This window comes from Aestuariivivens marinum (genome assembly GCF_022662175.1).
GTDB classification, from domain to species: Bacteria; Bacteroidota; Bacteroidia; order Flavobacteriales; family Flavobacteriaceae; genus Aestuariivivens; species Aestuariivivens marinum.
In genome coordinates, this window is the sequence record NZ_JAKMCR010000002.1 from 280,987 (window position 1) to 302,539 (window position 21,553).

General features: G+C 35.5%; 14 protein-coding genes. 9 read left to right on the forward strand and 5 right to left on the reverse strand.

Annotated elements, in window-relative coordinates:
- Positions 1 to 55 precede the first annotated feature (55 nt).
- The 4 genes from MR053_RS08575 (at position 56) to purL (ending at position 7,174) form a co-directional block, all read left to right on the forward strand.
- Positions 56 to 1,267: an RsmB/NOP family class I SAM-dependent RNA methyltransferase gene (locus MR053_RS08575; protein ID WP_223551594.1), complete on the forward strand. Its 1,212-nt coding sequence runs from the start codon at positions 56 to 58 to the stop codon at positions 1,265 to 1,267.
- 6 nt (positions 1,268 to 1,273) lie between these two features.
- Entirely contained in the window at positions 1,274 to 2,335 is a 1,062-nt protein-coding gene (locus MR053_RS08580) for an endonuclease (protein ID WP_242132039.1), read from the forward strand.
- A gap of 66 nt (positions 2,336 to 2,401) precedes the next feature.
- Positions 2,402 to 3,259, forward strand: a complete 858-nt coding sequence (locus tag MR053_RS08585) for a fructosamine kinase family protein (RefSeq protein WP_242132040.1) — start codon at positions 2,402 to 2,404, stop codon at positions 3,257 to 3,259.
- A gap of 192 nt (positions 3,260 to 3,451) precedes the next feature.
- A complete protein-coding gene (gene purL, locus MR053_RS08590) occupies positions 3,452 to 7,174 on the forward strand; it encodes a phosphoribosylformylglycinamidine synthase (protein WP_242132041.1) in 3,723 nt (1,240 codons plus the stop codon).
- A gap of 77 nt (positions 7,175 to 7,251) precedes the next feature.
- On the opposite strand, the gene ppdK is transcribed toward purL, so the two are convergent.
- The 4 genes from ppdK to pflB all read right to left on the reverse strand — a co-directional run bounded on the left by ppdK (position 7,252) and on the right by pflB (position 14,514).
- Positions 7,252 to 9,981 carry a pyruvate, phosphate dikinase gene (gene ppdK / locus MR053_RS08595; protein ID WP_242132042.1) on the reverse strand — a complete coding sequence of 910 codons (2,730 nt, stop codon included), beginning with the start codon at positions 9,979 to 9,981 and terminating at the stop codon, positions 7,252 to 7,254.
- A gap of 170 nt (positions 9,982 to 10,151) precedes the next feature.
- Positions 10,152 to 11,408, reverse strand: coding sequence for an L-lactate MFS transporter (locus tag MR053_RS08600; protein WP_242132043.1), 1,257 nt, complete (start codon positions 11,406 to 11,408; stop codon positions 10,152 to 10,154).
- 45 nt (positions 11,409 to 11,453) lie between these two features.
- Entirely contained in the window at positions 11,454 to 12,206 is a 753-nt protein-coding gene (pflA, locus tag MR053_RS08605) for a pyruvate formate-lyase-activating protein (protein WP_317221711.1), read from the reverse strand.
- Positions 12,207 to 12,288: 82 nt separating this feature from the next.
- Complete coding sequence (pflB, locus tag MR053_RS08610; RefSeq protein ID WP_242132045.1) at positions 12,289 to 14,514, reverse strand: formate C-acetyltransferase; 2,226 nt, start codon at positions 14,512 to 14,514, stop codon at positions 12,289 to 12,291.
- A gap of 430 nt (positions 14,515 to 14,944) precedes the next feature.
- Here pflB and MR053_RS08615 point away from each other — a divergent pair, with 430 nt between their 5' ends.
- The 5 genes from MR053_RS08615 to MR053_RS08635 all read left to right on the forward strand — a co-directional run bounded on the left by MR053_RS08615 (position 14,945) and on the right by MR053_RS08635 (position 20,926).
- Entirely contained in the window at positions 14,945 to 16,717 is a 1,773-nt protein-coding gene (locus MR053_RS08615) for an AMP-dependent synthetase/ligase (RefSeq protein ID WP_242132046.1), read from the forward strand.
- A 136-nt stretch (positions 16,718 to 16,853) separates the two neighbouring features.
- The gene (locus tag MR053_RS08620) at positions 16,854 to 17,246 is read left to right on the forward strand and encodes a hypothetical protein (protein ID WP_242132047.1); all 393 of its coding nucleotides are present in this window, start codon (positions 16,854 to 16,856) and stop codon (positions 17,244 to 17,246) included.
- 260 nt (positions 17,247 to 17,506) lie between these two features.
- Positions 17,507 to 18,388 (forward strand): ester cyclase, encoded by an 882-nt coding sequence (locus MR053_RS08625; RefSeq protein WP_242132048.1) that lies wholly within the window; start codon positions 17,507 to 17,509, stop codon positions 18,386 to 18,388.
- Between the two features lie 72 nt (positions 18,389 to 18,460).
- Complete coding sequence (locus tag MR053_RS08630; protein ID WP_242132049.1) at positions 18,461 to 19,642, forward strand: DUF1624 domain-containing protein; 1,182 nt, start codon at positions 18,461 to 18,463, stop codon at positions 19,640 to 19,642.
- 417 nt (positions 19,643 to 20,059) lie between these two features.
- Positions 20,060 to 20,926, forward strand: coding sequence for a hypothetical protein (locus MR053_RS08635; protein ID WP_242132050.1), 867 nt, complete (start codon positions 20,060 to 20,062; stop codon positions 20,924 to 20,926).
- A 53-nt stretch (positions 20,927 to 20,979) separates the two neighbouring features.
- On the opposite strand, the gene MR053_RS08640 is transcribed toward MR053_RS08635, so the two are convergent.
- Positions 20,980 to 21,549, reverse strand: coding sequence for a hypothetical protein (locus MR053_RS08640; protein WP_242132051.1), 570 nt, complete (start codon positions 21,547 to 21,549; stop codon positions 20,980 to 20,982).
- Positions 21,550 to 21,553 lie beyond the last annotated feature (4 nt).

Consider the following 21,553-nt stretch of genomic DNA (forward strand, 5'->3'; position numbering starts at 1 on the left):
AGTTTGGTTTTTAGAAAATGCAGAAACTGCCTACTGAACACTGAGAAATAAAAAAATGCGACTACACAGAAATTTATGCTTTGCCATTATAGATGGTTTAACCTTAATCTTTAACGAAAGTAAATATGCCGATAAAGTTATTGAGCAATTGCTAAAACGTGACAAACGTTGGGGTGCCCGAGATCGTGCATTTGTTGCCGAAACAACTTATGATATAGTTCGCTGGAAACGTTTATATGCTGAAATCGCTGAAGTAAAGGAGCCTTTTGATCGTGATAACCTCTGGCGTTTGTTTGCTGTTTGGGCAACGCTAAAAGGCATTAAATTGCCCGATTGGAAATATTTTGAAAATACACCAACCCGAAAAATAAAAGGACGTTTTGATGAGCTTTCTAAAATTAGGAAGATTAGGGAATCTATCCCTGATTGGCTAGATGAACTGGGTCAAAAAGAATTGGGTAACACCATTTGGACTAGAGAAATTGCTGCACTTAACGAACAGGCCCATGTTATTTTAAGGACAAACACCCTAAAAACGACCAAAGAAAAATTACAAGCAGAACTATTTGACTTAGGTTTTGAAACTGAATTTCTGAAAGGCTACCCTCAAGCTTTAAAACTGAAGGAACGCTCCAATGTGTTTTCAACCCAAGCATTTAAAAATGGTTTGTTCGAAGTACAGGATGCCTCGTCTCAATTGGTTTCAGAATTTTTAAATGTAAAACCTGGTATGCGCGTGGTCGATACCTGTGCCGGTGCCGGAGGCAAAACCTTACACATTGCCTCTTTAATGGAAAACAAAGGGCAGATTATCGCCATGGATATCTATGCCAACAAACTATATGAGTTAAAGCGTAGGGCCAAACGCAATGGTGCTCATAATATAGAGACACGCCATATCGACTCTACAAAAACCATTAAAAAGCTTTATGACAAAGCCGATCGTGTGCTTATTGACGCCCCTTGTTCTGGGTTAGGCGTACTAAGAAGAAACCCAGATGCGAAATGGAAATTAGAACCTAAATTTTTAGACAAAATTAAAACTACCCAACTAGAGATTTTACAGCAATTCTCCAAAATGGTGAAGTCTGGAGGACAATTGGTTTATGCTACTTGTTCTGTGTTACCTTCTGAAAACCAAGAACAAGTGGATAAATTTTTAACATCTGAGTCTGGAAAAGATTTTATATTTGTTAAGGATAACAAGGTCTTAGCACACCTATCGGGATTCGACGGATTTTACATGGCGCTTTTACAACGAAAATAATTGTTTATGAAGCATCTTTACTTTTTATTTTTATTCATTTCAATTACCTGCTTCGGGCAACTCGAGCCTCCTGCAGAATTACAGGATTATTATTCTGGTATAGATTTTTCGGAAACTGGGCTAACATTAAAAACAAGCTTAAGTAATTTAACCATAAATAAGCACACTAATATATTATCCTATGGTTGGGATGCCATACAAGCTACCGACCAAAACCCAAGTAATGCTTCCAACGTTTTATTAATTTATGGATGGGAAGATGGTTCTGACTCAGATTGTACAAACGATTTAGAAAGAAACATAAACTTAAATGGGGGTTCAAATTGTGACTATAACAGAGAACATATCTATGCTAAATCTAAAGCCACTCCAGCTATGGACAATACTGGTCCCGGTGCTGATGGTCACCACATAAGAGCTTCAGATGTTCAGCGTAATGGCGAAAGGGACAATTTACCTTTTGCAGATGGAACAGGGAATTCAGGTAAAGTAAATAGCAATACAAACTGGTACCCTGGTGATAATTGGAAAGGTGATGTTGCAAGGGTAATTATGTATATGTATATCCGATATGAAAACCAATGCCTGCCAACAAACATTGGCGTTGGAAGTAGTGCCTCTACTCCAGATGACATGATTGATTTATTTTTAGAATGGAATGCCGAAGACCCTGTATCTTCTTATGAAGATAATAGAAACGCCTACCATGTGAGTGAAAACACTTATGCACAAGGCAATAGAAATCCTTTTATAGACAACCCGTACTTAGCTACTTTAATTTGGGGTGGTCCTGTGGCAGAGAACAGATGGAGTTCACTTGGAGTTACGGATAAATCAATAGTAAATATTAGAATGCATCCTAACCCCACAACCCATAACTTAGTTTATTTTACAACTACCGAAAAACTAGAAGTAGTTGTTTATAATTTACTAGGTAAAAAAATCATGACACATACCATAAATAACTCTAAGAATTTTATAGACATTTCTATATTAAGCAAGGGCGTTTATTTAGTAAAACTAAATTCTAATGAAGTGTCCATAACAAAGAAGCTAATAATACAATAACACACTATCAATAAAACAAAATAAAAAGACCAACATTAATCTGTTGGTCTTTCTTATTTTTAGACTATGGTTAACAATTTCAAAATATTCATCTCGAGTATTATAAACGATACTATCACAAAACTAACTCCTGTTGGAGGAGGAGATATTTCAAAAACTTATAAAATTGAATCTTCTAGGCATTCTTACTTTTTAAAACTAAACAACAAAAATGCTTTTCAGATGTTTAAAACTGAAGCAAATGGATTGGAATTAATAAGCAATACAAAAGCCATAAAAGCACCAAAAGTTTATAATTATGGTACTTTTGAAAATACTGCTTACTTACTTTTAGAATACATTGAAAAGAAAACCCCTGCTCCGATAGATTTTGAAAACTTAGGGTTACACCTTACCAAATTACATCAATGTACTGCAAATAATTTTGGATTTGACAAGGATAATTTTATTGGAAACTTACCCCAAAGCAATAATAAACATAGATCATGGACTGAATTTTACGCAATTGAACGTTTGTCACCCCAAATTGAATTGGCTAAACAAAACTATTTGCTTTCCGCTAACGAATGTCCTACCAACGATCGCATTATCCAAACCTTAGAACCATTATTTAACAACATAAAACCATCACTGTTACATGGCGATTTATGGAGTGGTAACTATTTAATATCTAGAGATGGAATTCCATATCTCATCGACCCTGCAATTTATTACGGCCATTCAGAGGTCGATATTGCCATGAGTAAACTCTTTGGTGGTTTTGATAATAAATTCTATGAATCCTATTTTAATTGTATACCCCAAGACGCATACACATCAATCCGTATTAAAATTTATCAGTTATATTATCTTTTGGTCCATCTTAATTTGTTTGGAAGTTCCTATTACCAATCGGTGATTTCTATTTTAAAAAATTACTTTTAGATTTTATTGATTAGAGATTATAGTGTTATAAAAGCTTTTCTTTAAGTTGTAACCAAAGACTACCATCTGAATTGTTAAAACCACTGTTAAAAAGCTTGTTCAAAAACTACTTAAAAATCAAAAATCCTTAATCAACAATCTAAAATAAAAACGTATTTTTGCATTTTCAAAACGCAACATAATACATCTATAATGATTCATTTCTTTGGAAACACAGATAGCAAAGTTTTTGCTGTTCAAACCACAAAAGAATTATCACCTGAAACTATATCAAAATTAACATGGTTATTTGGCAACCAACCTAAAATAGAACAAGCATCCTTAGATGCTTTTTTTGTTGGTCCGCGTGCAGCCATGATTACCCCATGGAGCACCAATGCAGTGGAAATAACCCAAAATATGGGCATTACAGATATTATCCGCATTGAGAAATTTAAGGCTGTGGCTGAAAATTTCAAAGATTACGATCCTATGATTTCTGAGAAATTCAAAGGGTTAAACCAAGATTCATTTACTATAAACATTACACCAGAGCCTATACTTAACATTGAAGATATAGCAGCTTATAACGAACAGGAAGGCTTGGCTTTAAGTAATGAAGAAATTGAATATCTAGAAGGTGTTGCAAAAAAAATTGGTAGACCATTGACAGATTCTGAAGTATTTGGTTTTTCACAAGTAAACAGCGAGCACTGCCGTCATAAAATTTTTAATGGCACATTCATAATTGATGGTGAAGAAAAACCAAAGTCGCTTTTTAAACTGATAAAAAAAACATCGGAAATCCATCCAAACGATATCGTTTCTGCATATAAAGATAATGTAGCCTTTATTAAAGGCCCTAAAGTAGAGCAATTTGCACCAAAGCGTGCTGATATTCCCGACTACTATGCAACACAAGAATTTGAATCGGTTATCTCATTAAAGGCCGAAACCCATAATTTCCCTACTACAGTAGAACCCTTTAATGGTGCTGCTACTGGATCTGGAGGTGAAATCCGAGATCGATTGGCAGGTGGTAAAGGCTCTATTCCTTTAGCTGGAACCGCAGTTTACATGACATCCTATTCACGGTTGGAAGCAAATCGCCCTTGGGAACAAGCCTTTAATGAACGTGACTGGTTATATCAAACCCCAATGGATATTCTAATAAAAGCCTCTAACGGTGCATCCGATTTTGGAAACAAATTTGGTCAACCTCTTATTTGTGGTTCTGTATTGACCTTTGAGCATGAGGAAAACTTAATTGCAGAGGCTGTTGAAAATATTGAGGATTTGATAAACTCAGCCACAAAACCTAGAAAGTTAGGTTTTGATAAAGTCATAATGCTCGCAGGTGGTATTGGCTATGGTAAAAAAGACCAAGCATTAAAGGACACACCAAAAACAGGAGATAAAATTGTAATTCTAGGTGGTGAAAACTATCGCATTGGTATGGGTGGTGCCGCGGTATCATCAGCCGATACCGGTGAGTTCTCCTCTGGGATAGAATTAAATGCTGTACAGCGCTCTAATCCAGAAATGCAAAAACGTGCTTCCAACGCTGTGCGTGGTATGGTAGAAAGTGAAGAGAATTTTATTGTTTCTATTCATGACCATGGTGCGGGAGGTCACTTAAACTGTTTATCTGAACTGGTAGAGGATACTGGTGGAATAATAGATCTAGATGCCTTACCTATTGGTGACCCAACCCTATCGAGTAAAGAAATTATTGGTAACGAATCGCAAGAACGTATGGGATTGGTTATTGCCAAAAAGCACTTGGAAACACTTCATAAAATAGCAGATCGTGAGCGTTCGCCCATGTATACTGTAGGTGATGTAACTGGAGATAATCGGTTTACGTTCCAATCTAAAACCAATGGTAATACGCCTATGGATCTAGCTTTAGAAGATATGTTTGGCAGCTCGCCTAAAACAATAATGATTGATAAAACGGTGAAACAAAACTACCAAGATGTTAACTATACTACGGATAAATTCCACGATTATCTCGAACAATTATTACAACTGGAAGCCGTAGCCTGTAAAGACTGGTTAACCAATAAAGTAGACCGCTGTGTGGGGGGAAAGGTTGCCAAACAACAATGTGCCGGACCATTACAACTGCCTTTAAACAACCTAGGCGTTATGGCCTTGGATTTTAAAGGAAAGGAAGGGATTGCAACCTCCATTGGTCACTCCCCTATCTCTGGGCTCATCGACCCTATTGCTGGTAGTAGAAATTCCATTGCCGAAGCCTTAACCAACATTATATGGGCGCCTTTAAAAGAAGGCTTAAAAAATGTGTCCTTATCTGCCAATTGGATGTGGCCTTGTAAAAATGAAGGTGAAGATGCCCGTTTGTATGAAGCTGTAAAAGCTGTTTCAGAATTTGCTATCGACCTAGGCATTAATGTTCCTACCGGTAAAGATTCGTTATCCATGAAACAAAAATACCCTAATGAAGATGTTATTGCCCCTGGTACGGTTATTATTTCTGCTGCAGCAAATTGTAATGATATCAACAAAGTAGTTGAACCTGTATATAAGAAAAATGCAGGTCCTATATACTATATAAATATCTCACAAGATAGCTTTAAATTAGGTGGTAGTTCATTCGCTCAAATACTAAACAAAATTGGCATTGAAACCCCTACCGTAAAAGATGCCAACTATGTTAAAACAGTTTTCAATACCATTCAACAATTAATTGTTGATGAACAAATAATTGCAGGACATGATATTGCTTCAGGTGGATTAATTACAACCTTACTAGAACTATGCTTTGCAGACAATAATTTAGGAGCTGAATTAGACCTGTCTTTATTAAATGAAAAGGATTCCTTTAAATTATTATTTAGTGAAAATACAGGTATTGTTATACAAACAAAAGATGATTCTATTGAAAAGGTATTATCTGAAGCAGATATAGAGTTTTTCAATATTGGAAAAGTTACTAACAATGATGTATTGAGTATTATTAATGGAACCGATATATTTACATTAACCGTTTCAAGACTTCGAGATATTTGGTACAAAACCTCCTATTTGTTAGATAAAAAGCAAACCGCTAATGGCTTGGCCGAAGAGCGATTCAATAATTATAAAAACCAACCCCTACAATATACTTTTCCAAAACATTTCACCGGTAAACTACCTAGTTTATCAAATCTATCGAAGTCGAGACCTAAAGCCGCTATCCTTCGTGAAAAAGGTAGTAACAGTGAACGCGAAATGGCAAATGCCATGTATCTAGCCGGTTTCGAAGTGAAAGACGTACACATGACCGACTTGATTTCTGGTCGCGAAACTTTAGAAGATATCCAATTTTTAGGAGCTGTTGGCGGATTTAGTAACTCAGATGTTTTAGGCTCTGCCAAAGGTTGGGCAGGTGCTATAAAATACAACGATAAGGCCAATGAAGTGATTAAAAACTTTTTTAAACGTAAAGACACCTTATCTGTTGGTATATGTAATGGTGCTCAATTGTGGATGGAGTTGGAGCTGGTAAATCCTGAACATAAAATACACGGTAAATTAACCTATAACAATTCCCATAAGCACGAAAGCGCATTTACCTCAGTTATAATTCAAGAGAACAATTCGATAATGCTATCATCATTAGTTGGTTGTAGGTTGGGTGTATGGATTTCACATGGTGAAGGAAAATACAATTTGCCATATACTGAAGACCAATATAATATTTGTGCAAAGTATGCCTATGAAGGTTATCCACACAACCCAAATGGTTCCGACTTCAATACCGCTATGATGTGTGATAAAACTGGACGTCATTTAGTAACCATGCCACATATAGAACGTTCTACGTTCCAGTGGAACTGGGCACACTATCCTGAAGGTCGAAAAGACGAAGTGTCTCCTTGGTTAGAGGCTTTTGTGAATGCTAGAAAGTGGATTGAAAGCCATAGTTAAAACAAAATTCTGAAATACATAAAAGCCTAAGTCGATTTTATATGACTTAGGCTTTTCTTTAAATTAAGTAATAAATTCTACATTTTTGCCTTTATAGCAGCTTGTGCAGATACCAAACGTGCTATAGGTACTCTATAAGGTGAACAGCTCACGTAATCCATTCCTGTGTTATAACAGAACTCTACTGAACTTGGTTCACCTCCATGTTCGCCACAAATACCAACCTTTAAGTTTGGTTTTGCGTTTCTACCACGTTCAGTTCCCAATTTCACCAATTGTCCAACGCCTTCCTGATCTAATACTTCAAAAGGATCGACTTTTAAGATACCCTTTTCAATATATATAGGCAAGAACTTACCAACATCATCACGGGAATAACCAAAAGTCATCTGTGTTAAGTCATTGGTTCCAAAAGAGAAGAAATCAGCTTTTTCAGCTATTAAATCAGCCATTAAGGCAGCTCTAGGAACTTCAATCATGGTACCTACCAAATACTCAACTGTATCATTTCGCTCCTCAAAAACGGTATCTGCAGTACCCCTAATCACTTGTTCTTGAGCCTCAAACTCCTTAACCGTTCCAATTAATGGAATCATAATCTCTGGTTTGCAAATAATGCCACGTTCCTTCAAGTTAAGTGCTGCTTCAATAATAGCTCTAGTTTGCATTTCGGTGATCTCTGGATAAGTGTTTCCTAAACGACAACCTCTATGCCCTAACATTGGGTTGAACTCCTCTAGTTCTGCCACTTTATTTTTTACCGCTTGCAAGGAAATATGCATGTCCTCTGCTAATTCTTTTTGGGTGGTCAGTTGATGTGGCACAAATTCGTGCAATGGTGGATCTAATAAACGAATGGTTACAGATAGCCCTTCCATAGCTTCGAATATGCCTTCAAAATCTGATCGTTGCATAGGCAACAGTTCCTCTAGAGCCTGTTTACGACCTTTAACAGTATCTGCCAATATCATTTCACGCATAGCTTTAATTCTATCGACTTCAAAAAACATGTGTTCCGTTCTGGTCAACCCGATACCCTGTGCACCAAAACTACGGGCCACCTGAGCATCCTTTGGGGTATCAGCATTGGTACGCACCTTCATTTTTCCATATTTATCGGTCAATTCCATAAGCTCTGCAAATTCGCCACTTAATTCAGGTTCCATAGTAGCTACCTTACCTTCAAAAATATTACCTGTAGAACCGTTTAATGAAATCCAATCACCTTCATGATACTCATGACCATCAACAGTTAAAGTTCTGGTTTTATAGTTAATTTTTAATGCACCAGCTCCAGACACGCAACATTTACCCATACCACGAGCCACAACGGCTGCATGTGATGTCATTCCTCCACGAGCAGTTAAAATACCTTTGGCTATATTCATACCCTCCAAATCTTCTGGAGAGGTTTCAATACGCACTAGGATACTATTTTTAAATTTGGCTGCTTCGTCTGCAAAGAACACAATCTTACCTGTTGCCGCTCCTGGAGAAGCTGGCAGACCTTGAGCAATAACATGGGCTCGTTTTAATGCTGAAGGATCGAATATGGGGTGTAATAATTCATCCAATTTATTAGGCTCTACCAACAATAAAGCTTCTTTTTCGTTAATCATACCCTCTTTCAACAAATCCATGGCAATTTTTACCATAGCTGCTCCTGTACGTTTACCATTTCTGGTCTGTAAGATCCATAATTTGCCGTCCTGAATGGTAAACTCCATATCCTGCATGTCACGGTAATGCTTTTCTAAAATATCTTGATAACCATTAAGCTCTTCAAAAATAGAAGGCATTAGTTCTTCTAGTGAAGGATAGTTTTCCAAACGATCTTCTTCTTCAATTTTAGCCAATTCCGCCCAACGCTGGGAACCTAATTTAGTAATCTGCTGTGGCGTCCTTACACCTGCAACCACATCCTCTCCCTGGGCATTGATTAAATACTCCCCATTGAATACGTTTTCACCAGTTCCAGCATCGCGCGTAAAACAAACTCCTGTACCAGAATTATCGCCCATATTACCATATACCATGGCTTGAACATTCACTGCAGTTCCCCAATCGGCTGGATAACCATTCATAGTTCTGTAATACACAGCTCTATCACCATTCCAACTGTTAAATACCGCAACGACAGCTCCCCAAAGCTGGTCCCAAGGGTTAGTTGGAAAGTCATGCCCTGTACGTTTTTTAACAGCTTCTTTAAAATCGTAAACTAAGTCTTTTAAATCCTGAACCGTGAATTCAGTATCCAATTGGATGCCTCTTTTATGTTTTAGGTGTTCCATAATTTCCTCAAAAGGATCTATATCTTCTTTTGAAGCAGGTTTCATACCCAAAACCACCCCTCCATACATTTGAATAAAACGACGGTAAGAATCCCAAGCAAATTGTTCGTTATTGGTTTTATTGGCCAACCCAAGCACTACCTCATCATTGATTCCTAAATTCAAAACCGTATCCATCATACCTGGCATGGATACACGAGCTCCTGATCGTACCGAAATTAGTAAGGGGTTATCCTTATCGCCAAAACCGGAACCCATTAAATTCTCAATATTGGCTATGGCAGCTTCAACTTCTGGTTTTATCATCTCAACAACTGCAACTTCCCCCAATTCGTTATATTCAGTACAAACCTCGGTTGTTATAGTAAAACCCGGAGGAACTGGGATTCCAATTGAGCTCATCTCAGCTAAATTGGCACCTTTTCCTCCTAAAAGGTTTCGCATTGAACTATTTCCATCGGCGTTCTTATTACCAAATTTGTACACTCTTGTTTTCACTTCTTCTAATATTTCCATGATTAATAATTTTTAAAAACATGTGTAAAAGTAGCCCCAAAAAAGTAGTTTTTTAATGATAAAAATCATAGAATGAATAATTTATATATTCCCTGATTTGCATAAAAAACCATCTTCACATGATAATGAAGATGGTTTAAAAAAATATGAAAAAATTGATTTATACAGCTCTAAGCAAAACTTATTCCTTTATTTAATTTTTTATACGCATTAGTGACTTCCCTTTTCATAAACATCGCAACTACAAAGGCGACTAAGAACAATCCTGCAAACACCGCTAGAGTTGTATCTAAAGAACCGGTGGTAGACTTAACCATGTCGTAAATAGTTGGACCTACAACACCTGCCAAGGCCCAGGCAGTTAATACCAACCCGTGAATAGCTCCTAATTGTTTGGTGCCAAATAAGTCTCCTAAAAAAGCCGGTAAAGTTGCAAAGCCTCCTCCGTACATGGTAATAACGGTAAATAAAATAACTAAAAAACTTAGTTCCATTGTAATCTTTGGCAGGAAGTAAAAAGCTAATACCTGAAATACAAAAAACACAATATAAGTGTTAGCCCTTCCCAAATAATCTGAAAGGCTGGACCACAATATTCTACCTAAACCATTAAAGACCCCTATTAGTCCTACTATTGCGGCGGCTTCCATAGGACTATAGTTCAATTTTTCCTGCATCATGGGACTTGCAGCAGAAATAATCGCAATACCACAAGCTATATTTATAAACATCATCAGCCATATGTAGTAAAAACGTGTTGTTTTTAACGCTTCGCTGGCATCTATGTTGGCCATATCTGCTTTAACAGTTTTTCCTTCTCTAGGCTGAAACCCTTTTGGCATATAATCTTCTGGTGGTCTTTCAATATATCTTGCCGACAATAAAATGATGAGCATATAAACTACACCCAAAATATAAAACGCATTGGCTACACCAACTGAATCAAAAAGTGATTGCATGATGGGACCAAAAATTAAGGCGGCAAAGCCAAAGCCCATAATGGCCATCCCTGTTGCCAATCCTCTCCTGTCTGGAAACCATTTAACGAGTGTACTTACTGGTGTTATATATCCTAATCCTAGTCCAATACCACCTATTACTCCATAACACAGATAGAATAAAGGCAAGGATGCCAATTGTACTGCCAGTCCAGAACCTAATATACCTATACCATAAAAAATTCCAGCAGTTGTTCCACTTACTTTAGGTCCTACTTTTTCAACCCAACGACCTAAAAATGCAGCCGATAGTCCCAGCAATAAAATGGCAATTTTAAATGCCCATTTTACAACACTACCATCTACATCAAAAATAGCCTTTACTGGATTGGTCATTACCGAATATGCATAAACAGAACCAATAGAAATATGTATCCCAACCGCTGAAGCTGCTATCAACCATCTGTTTTTTATTTTTTGTTTATTCATTGTCTCATTGTATTTTTACATTGCTATTTGCAACATAGGTTTTGTTTAATTTACTTTTACTTCCTTAAAATACTGTTGCAGTATTTGTACGGCCCCATCGAGTTCTTCTGGTGTATTTTCCCGTGCCTCCTTTAGTTGATAGTCCCATCCCAAAGCCTCCCACTTATGTATCCCCAATTTGTGATAAGGTTGGATTTCTATCTTTTCAATAGTTTTATAATCTTTGAAATACTCGCCCATAGCACGTAATAACTCAGGTTTATGCGTAATTTCCGGAATAAGCACATAGCGTAGCCACATCGATTTCCCTGAGGCTTCACGATACTTGGCAAAATTAAATGTGGTTTCTTTATTCTTAACTCCTGTAATCGATTGATATCCTGCCTCAGTCATGTGTTTAATGTCCAACATCACCAGATCTGTATAGTCATCCAACAACTCTTCGGTAAAATGGTTCAATATTCTACCATTGGTATCAATATTGGTATGTATGCCTTCCTCTTTTAACCTCTTAAAAAAAGGAATTAATGCTTTGGACTGCAGTAAAGGTTCACCTCCCGATACGGTGACACCTCCCTTTTTTCCGAAATAGGGTTTCTGTTTAACTGCCATTTGTACCAATTCCTCTATAGAATAGGCTTTACCTCCATGTGTGTCTATCGTATCTGGGTTATGGCAATACAGGCATTTTAATTTACAACCTTGTAAAAAAACTACCATACGAACACCAGGGCCATCGTGTGTACCAAACGATTCTATAGAATGTACGTGTAATATGTTGTCTTGAGCTTGAATGATTTCCCGTTTTAAATTAGTATCTGAAAAAGAAGCTTTTTACACTTCTATTTTCAGATACTTCTAATTCAAAATATTAAAAAATTTACATGGATTCATGAAATGACCGCGTTATGACTTCCAATTGCTGCTCTTTGGTTAATCTCACAAAGTTCACAGCATAACCGGAAACACGAATGGTTAATTGCGGATATTCCTCAGGATGTTCCATAGCATCCAATAACGTTTCTTTATTTAATACATTTACATTTACATGCTGTGCATTTTTTGAAAAATAGCCATCTAAAATAGTTGCTAAATTTTCAATTCGATCTTCTTCATTAGCTCCCAAAGATTTTGGTATGACAGAAAATGTATTGGAAATACCATCTTGAGAGTCCTTATAATTAATTTTAGCCACAGAATTTAATGAGGCTATAGCACCATTGGAATCACGTCCATGCATTGGGTTAGCTCCTGGCGCAAATGGTATACCTTTAGCTCTACCATCTGGTGTAGCTCCTGTTTTTTTCCCATATGCAACATTAGAGGTTATAGTTAACACCGACATTGTAGGTTCTGCATTTTTATAAACTGGCAGTTGCTTTAATTCGTTATTAAAGTCGGCAACCGCATTAGCCGCTAACACATCTACACGATCGTCATCATTGCCATAGTAAGGGAACTCTCCCTCAATTTTAAAATCTACCGTTAAGCCATCTTCATTTCTTATTGGTTTTACTTTGGCATATTTAATGGCTGATAATGAATCTGCAACAATAGATAGTCCAGCAATACCATAAGCCATATTAATGTTTGGATTAGTATCGATTAAAGCCATTTGAGCTTTTTCGTAATAATACTTATCGTGCATGTAGTGAATAATATTCATAGAATCATTATATACATGCGCCACCTGCTTCATGGCTATTTTAAAATTGGTTATAACCGTATCGAAATCTAAATATTCATCATCGCAGGGTGCAATACCTTCAACCATTTTAGTTCCGGTAATTTCACAACGACCACCGTTAATGGCCAACAATAATGTTTTTGCCAAGTTAGTTCGCGCACCAAAAAACTGAATAGATTTGCCCAATGCTTGATGAGATACACAACAGGCAATACCATAATCGTCTGTTCCCCTACTTTTTCGCATTAAGTTGTCGTTCTCAAATTGTAGGGATGAGGTATCGATAGCTACTTTAGCACAGAAATCCTTAAAGTTTTGGGGTAACTCCTCAGACCAAAGAACGGTCATATTTGGTTCTGGGGAAGGACCTAAATTGTATAATGTATTTAAGAATCTGAAAGAGGTTTTGGTCACCTTGGTTCTTCCATCTTCAAACATACCACCAATAGCTTCGGTTACCCATGTTGGATCACCTGCAAAAATTTCATCATAAGCACCCATTCGTAAATGACGTACCATACGTAATTTCATTACAAATTGGTCAATGTATTCCTGAGCTTCTACTTCACTAATTAGACCTTCTTGCAAGTCATTTTCTATATATATATCTAAAAAGGTTGAGACGTTACCCAAAGACATAGCTGCTCCATCCTGTTCTTTTACTGCCGCTAGATATGCCATATACGTCCACTGCACAGCCTCTCTTGCATTTTCAGCCGGGCGGCTTAAGTCTAAATGATATTTTGCTCCCAATTCCAGCATTTCTTTTAGGGCCTTAATTTGTTCAGATACCTCCTCACGTAAACGGATAGTGGCATCTGTCATTGGTCCTTGGATATTATTTAAATCGGCTTTCTTGGATTCTATTAAAAAATCGATACCATATAAGGCCACCCTACGGTAATCGCCAATAATCCTGCCCCTTGCATAATTATCTGGTAAACCCGTTAAAAATCCCAGAGAACGGTATTTTTTTATTTCAGCAGTGTAAGCATCAAAAACACCATCGTTGTGTGTCTTTACATATTTAGAAAACAATTCTGTTATGGCCTTGTTGGGCTTTAGACCATGTTCAGACAACGCTTTTTGTACCACCTTAAAGCCCCCAAATGGTTTCATGGTGCGTTTTAGAAGTTCATCGGTTTGTAAACCAACAATCACTTCATTTTCTTTATCGATATAGCCAGCATTAAATGCACTAATTGTAGAAATACTTTCTGTATCTACCGATCGAACACCATTATTTTTACGCTCTTCCTTGGTGGCTTCTTTACACACTTCCCACAATTTTTGGGTTCTATCGCTTGGACCAACCAAAAAATGATGTGTCCCATAATAAGGTGTGATGTTATTGACCACAAAGTTTCTTACATCAACTTTATTTATCCAAATACCAGTTTTAAATTCTTTTACTTCCATTACTTATGCCATTAATATTTTGAAAAATTCTTTGTAAAAATTAACTGTTCAAAGGTACTTTCAAATACAGATTATAAAACTGACAAAAGTCAGTAAACTCAATAACAGTAATAGATTGAAGCGTTTTTACATTACGAAAACGTTTGAATTTTTAAATCAAAAAAAACAATTATTTAAACTTTTATTCTAATTATAGAATATATAGTAACGAAAGCTAATTTTATTTATAAAGAATGATAGTTTTGAGTTTGTTTTTATTCTTTTTTCATAAAAATTTAAAATGAATAAAAATATTTTCAAAAAACTATTTCACATATTCATCTTAACCTTAAGTCTAACCGTAAGCTTACCCTAAATACCTTTTTAATACTGCTTATTTGAAAATCGGTTTTAAATTTCATACTTTGCATCAACGCATTAAAAATTTCGAATGACAACTATTACACGACTTTTTGATTTTCCTTATTACCAATTAGAACATTGCCCAAACGATGCAGCTTTGGTTACTAAATACAATGGTGAATGGATAAAAACATCAACCAAGGAGTATATAGATCAAGCAAATGCCATAAGTAGAGCCCTTATAAAATTAGGTGTTAAAAAAGATGATAAAATTGCGGTTATTTCTTCAACGAACAGAACCGAATGGAATATTGTGGACATAGGGGTGCTTCAAATTGGAGCTCAAAACGTACCTATATATCCAACCATAAGCTCTGAAGATTATGAATATATCCTAAACCATAGCGAGTCTATTTTTTGCTTTGTTTCAGATATTGAGGTAATTGAAAAAATAAATAAAGTTAAAAGTAATACAAAATTAAAAGCTGTTTATACATTTGACCTTATAGATAGTGAGAAACACTATTCTGAATTATTTGATCTTGGAGCAGACAATTCCAACCAAGATGACGTTGAAACAAGAAAAGTTGAAGTAGACAAGGATGATTTAGCCACTATTATTTATACTTCTGGAACTACGGGCAAACCTAAAGGGGTTATGCTATCCCATTGGAACATAACCAGTAATGTTTTAAATAGTGCCCCAAGAGTACCCCTGTCTAAAGGAGAAACCCGTGTGCTTAGCTTTTTACCTATATGCCACATTTTTGAACGTGTTCTTATTTATGTGTATCAGCATGCTGGTACATCCATATATTATGCAGAAGCCCTTGACAAAATTGGCGACAATGCCAAGGAAGTAAAACCCAATATGATGAGTGTAGTTCCCAGGCTCCTGGAAAAAGTATACGACAAAATAATGGCAAGGGCAGAGGAATTAAGCAGTGTAAAAAAAATGCTGTTTTATTGGGCGGTCGGTTTGGGTGAAATATGGGAACCATATGGTAAAAATGGATGGTTTTATGAATTTAAATTAAGCATTGCCAATAAACTGGTTTTTAAAAAATGGCGTGCTGCCTTAGGTGGAAAATTAACCACCATGGTTTCTGGTAGTGCTGCATTACAACCACGGTTATCTCGAATTTTTGGTGCAGCTGGCATGTATATTATGGAAGGCTATGGTTTAACCGAAACGTCTCCTGTTGTTTCTGTAGGCATGATTGCCAATAAATACTATAAAGTAGGAACTGTTGGCAAACCAATAGATGGAGTTGAAGTTAAAATTGCTGATGATGGTGAGATTCTTGTTAAAGGGTCCAACATTATGATGGGGTATTACAAAGACCCAGAAAAAACTGCCGAGGTAATGACCGGAGATTACTTTCACACTGGTGATAAAGGCGAAATTGACAAAGATGGTTTTTTAAAGATAACCGGTCGAAAAAAAGAGATGTTCAAAACCTCTGGCGGAAAATATATTATCCCTACCCTGCTTGAAAACGAATTAAAACAATCTCGTTTTATAGAACAGGTAATGGTAATTGGTGAAGGTGAAAAAATGCCTGCTGCCCTAATACAACCCAATTTCGAATTCTTAGAAGAATGGATTGAAAGAAAACATCATAAGATCGGCGGCACTAATGAAGACATAATCAATGCTGAACTTGTATGCTCTAGAATCCAAAAAGAGATTGACATATGCAATAAAAAGTTTGGTAAATGGGAACAGATAAAACGCTTTAAGTTGACTCCCGATGTTTGGTCTGTTGATGCTGGACACTTAACACCAACTTTAAAAATGAAGCGTAAGGTGATTATTGAAAAATACATTGATTTAGTAGAACAAATCTACAGGCCTTAAACACTAATTCATGGTTTAATTATTTTCAACAACACCTCTTTATTAATAGATATTCATTAAAAAATTACAACATAATTTAATGAATTAACATTTTTTTTATACATTTAGTTTCAACTAACTAATTAAATTTATTAAAATGAAAACAAAAAATTTTTTGGCAGCTGGTATAGCTGGCGCTGTAGTTAACTTTCTTTTAGGTTGGGTTTTTTATGGTATGTTATTCCAGGACAGCTTTCCACAACCAGAAGAAAACTCAACAACTATGCTTATGATATTTTTAGGATGTCTGTCTCTTGGCTTGTTTATGGCTTACATTTTTGGTCAATGGGCACAGATTTCAACAGGAGGTACTGGTGCTAAAGCTGGTGCCATCATTTCACTATTCATAGCACTTTATTTTGACTTTTTTCAATTAGCAATGAATTCTGACGTTACTTATCAAATGGTTGGACTTGATATTGCTATAATGGTTGTTATGGGCGCTATAACTGGAGCAGTAGTTGGAATTGTAAATGGTAAAATGGGGTAAATACTTAAATCGTTTGATATATAAAGAGCCATACTTTAAGGTATGGCTCTTTTTCTTCGATTTACCCTTATAAAAAAATATTTTGTCTTTAATTTTTTTCCAAATTGTAATCCTATTCCCCTAAGGCTTTAAAAATTGGTGACATCAAAAAGACTTTTAATGCCATTTTTATCTATTTCATTTATTTCAATTAACATTCTTTATAATTCATACAGCAGTATTTAATGACCAAAACCAATAACCAACTAAAACCAAACAAAATGAAACAATTAATCACCTCTTTTATTTTCTTTGCCTTGTTTTCTATGTATTCTTGTAAAGACTCTAAAATTGAAAACAATATTAAAATGTACACCGAAACCTGGGATCATATTATAAATGATGGCAATTTAGACCTAATTAACCTCTTAAACTTTACTGAGGATATTACGCTCATTACAAGTCCTGAAAACATCATTGGAATTGAAGATTTTAAAGCCTACTATTCGAACTTTATTAATGGCTTCTCTGATGTGTCCTTTACTATTATAGATGTTTTCGGGCAAGGCGATAAAATCGTAAAGCATTGGCATTACAAAGGAACGCACACTGGAGATTTCTTTGGTATTCCTGCTACTGGAAAATCCGTAGATATAGAAGGTAGCACTATTGTAAAAATGAAGGATGGAAAGATTGCCCAAGAACAGGACTTTATGGATAACCTAGTCTTTATGGGGCAACTTGGTCTAGATCCATTTTTAAACCCAGACAACGTTATAACCATTAGAACACTTTACGACAATTTTGCTAAGGGAGATATTGAATCTGTTGGGGCAGTTATGGATGAAAATTTAATATGGAACGAAGCTGAAAATTTTCCTTATGCCGATGGAAATCCATATAAGGGATTTAATGCTGTCGTAGATGGTGTTTTTTCCAGGATTATGAACGATTGGGAATATTGGAACCTATCTAACCTAGAATTCCACGAAATGACCAACAATAAAGTCTTGGCAACTGGGAGGTATGAGGCCAAACACAAAAAAAATGAAGCTGTTATAAATCTGCAAATGGCGCATTTATGGACACTTAAAAATGGTAAAATAATTTCCTTCCAACAATTTGCGGATACTAAAGGTATTTCCGATGCAATGACCCAATAAACATTTTATAATAAAAATCTTAATGATATTTGGGAACAATAATTTATTCTACCTATAAATTTAATTTGGGTTATGACTTTGGTTAAATCAACTAGAATTCAATCTATAGATATCCTAAGGGGGGTGGTTATGGTCCTTATGGCCCTGGACCATGTTAGGGATTATTTTCATTTCGACGTTGCTATCCACGATCCTACAGATATTGAAACCACAACTCCTTTTTTATTTTTTACTAGATTTATTACTCATTTTTGTGCCCCAGTATTTGTTTTTTTAGCGGGTACTTCTGCATTTTTATATGGCAGCAATAAAACCAAGCCTAAACTGTTTATATTTCTATTTACCAGAGGTATATGGCTAATCATCTTAGAGATTATACTCAATAGTCTTAATTGGACATTCGATCTTTCCTATAGTTTTGTTGTTTTACAGGTTATTTGGGCCATTGGCACGAGTATGGTTTGTCTATCTTTTCTTGTTTTTTTACCTCGAAAACTAATTGCAATTATTGGTTTTATATTAATTGCTGGACATAATATTTTAGACAATATAACCATGAAAGGCAGTAGTTTAAAGTCGGTTATCTGGTACATGCTTCACCAAGCCAATGGAATTACTGTTGGAGATAAATTTATATATTTTGCTTACCCTGTTATACCCTGGATAGGATTAATTGCTTTAGGTTATTGCTTAGGTTCATTATTTACAAAAGGGTATAGTTTGGGCAAACGAAAAAAATGGTTACTACGCCTTGGTGTTGGGGCCATTATATTTTTTTTTATCATACGCAGCATAAACAGTTATGGCGACTTGGTACCTTGGAGCCATCAAGATACATCAACAAAAACCATTTTATCATTCTTTAATGTTACCAAATATCCACCTTCCCTATCATATCTTTTGATTACAATAGGACCTTCATTACTGTTTTTATATTGTATTGAAAATGTTAAGAATAGGATATCTAATTTCTTTTTGGTTTTTGGCCGTGTGCCGTTGTTCTATTATTTTTTGCATGTATTCGTAATACATACTACAGCCATTATAGGTATTATTTTATATAATGATAATGGTATGGAATTATTACTTTCTATACATGGAAACCACCTGCCAGGATTAGCAAAATATGGTTATTCTCTTTTTACAACATATATTGTATGGATAGCCATCGTTATGTTACTCTATATACCTTGTAAAAAGTATATGATATACAAGGCAAACAACAAAGACAAATGGTGGTTAAGTTATTTATAACAACCCTTTATGATTCAAAAATACGAAGGATTAAAACATAGTGTAGGCGTATTAGGTCTTTCTGCCAACACTATTAACATTATTGTGGGTGCTGTTATTTTGGTCTTACTAGCTGTAATTTCTACTGGAGCTATGCTAATTATTTACTCATTAGTATCATTAGTTGTAATTTGGTTATGTTACTCTCAAAAAAGAAAACCAACAGAGATCAAAATACTGGGAGTCTTGCTTTATAACCATTAGGCATTATATACATTTGCATTTGGCTTTTAAAGAAAAGAAATAAGCTCATATATACCATTTATAAGATAATGTTTATATTAGTGAACAATCTCATATTATTTTTTTTAAGTGTTTAAAAAAATAACTTGTTTACTTTATACATGTATTACCCTTGCTACTTTTGGCCAAAAAGAATTGGGATATAAGGAAGAATTGCTTACCAACACCAATGCTGATAATAGATATGCCAGTTACAACAAAGAAGGGTCCAAAATAGTTTTTGAATCGAACCGTGATGGGCTTTGGCAAATCTACATCATGGATAAAAATGGTGGACACCAAAAACCATTGTTTAAAAGTAAAGCTAATGATAGGCGTCCATCATGGCATCCCTACAAAGACATAGTACTGTTTGAGTCTGATAGAAGTGGCACTTCCGAAATTTACACTTATTCCTTTGAAACCAATACAATAGATAAAGTTCCCATAAACTTAGAAGGGCATAAATCCTTTGCCCGATTTGCACCAAATGGTGTTCAAGTCGTGTTTAGCCACAAAGAAAGTGTCGATATTTTTGATATTTATATGTGCTCTAATAAGGGAAAACGCTTAAAAAAAATTATTTCAAACAAACACATTAACCTCTACCCAAACTTTACACCAAGAGGAGATAATGTTATTTATTATTCCAACAGAAATACACAGGGCGAAAGCAACATTATTTATACATACAATATAATCACTAAAGATAGAGATAGGCTTAGTTATTTTAAAGACCATAGTGAATATCCTAATTGGTCTAATGTTAGGGGTGCAAGAGTTGCTTATTCTGCTAAGGTTGATGATATGACGCATTCTGAAATATTCATTATGCATAACGATGCCAGACATAAAACTCAAGTCACCTATAACGACGTTAAGGATATTTTACCTGCCTGGTCACCTAACGATATTAACCTTTTGATCACAGGTTATAGAAATGGCTATTATCAAATATGCAAGATTTTTCTAAAAGAGCCGCTAAGTGATAAAAATAAGCCTCTACACCATCAACAAATTTAGGTTATAATTACACTACACAACATTTAGTTGACAGAATCTTAAACAAATTTAAGTTATTCCCTTAGCTTACCAAAGAATACACTAACCTTAGAATTAAACGGATTTCCTGAAGCCCTTCTTAGCATAACCACTTGTCCACAATGCCACAACGCATCAGCTATAGGTCCATTTATAATATTCCAAAATGGGAATCTGTCGTTATCGAATTTCGATAAATCTTCCATTTGTCTTAAAATATCAGAAGCCTTCTTAATACTTAAAAGGGTTTGTTTCCGTCTTTCTTCAAAAGTCAATTCCTTTTTTTCACTCCTACCCTTATCTTCAGATATATTCCCTAAAATAAAATTACATAAACCAAAAATATGGTCTATAGTTTCCTCTATAGTCCTACCAGTTTCACTTGGTTTATAGCTTAAATCTTCTGGCCTTAATCCTTCGGTTGCCCAATAGTAACGAAAGCCCAAGCCGTCAACCATTCTTGAAGCTACAGTCCCTGCGGTATAACTTTCGGCATGCTGAGGAATTTCATAATAAGGTAATTTTTCATCTTGTTGTGCCATAACAAACACCGTTAGCATTAAAGCTATTGGTAAAATGGGTTTCTTAATTTTTTTTAATTCCATATCC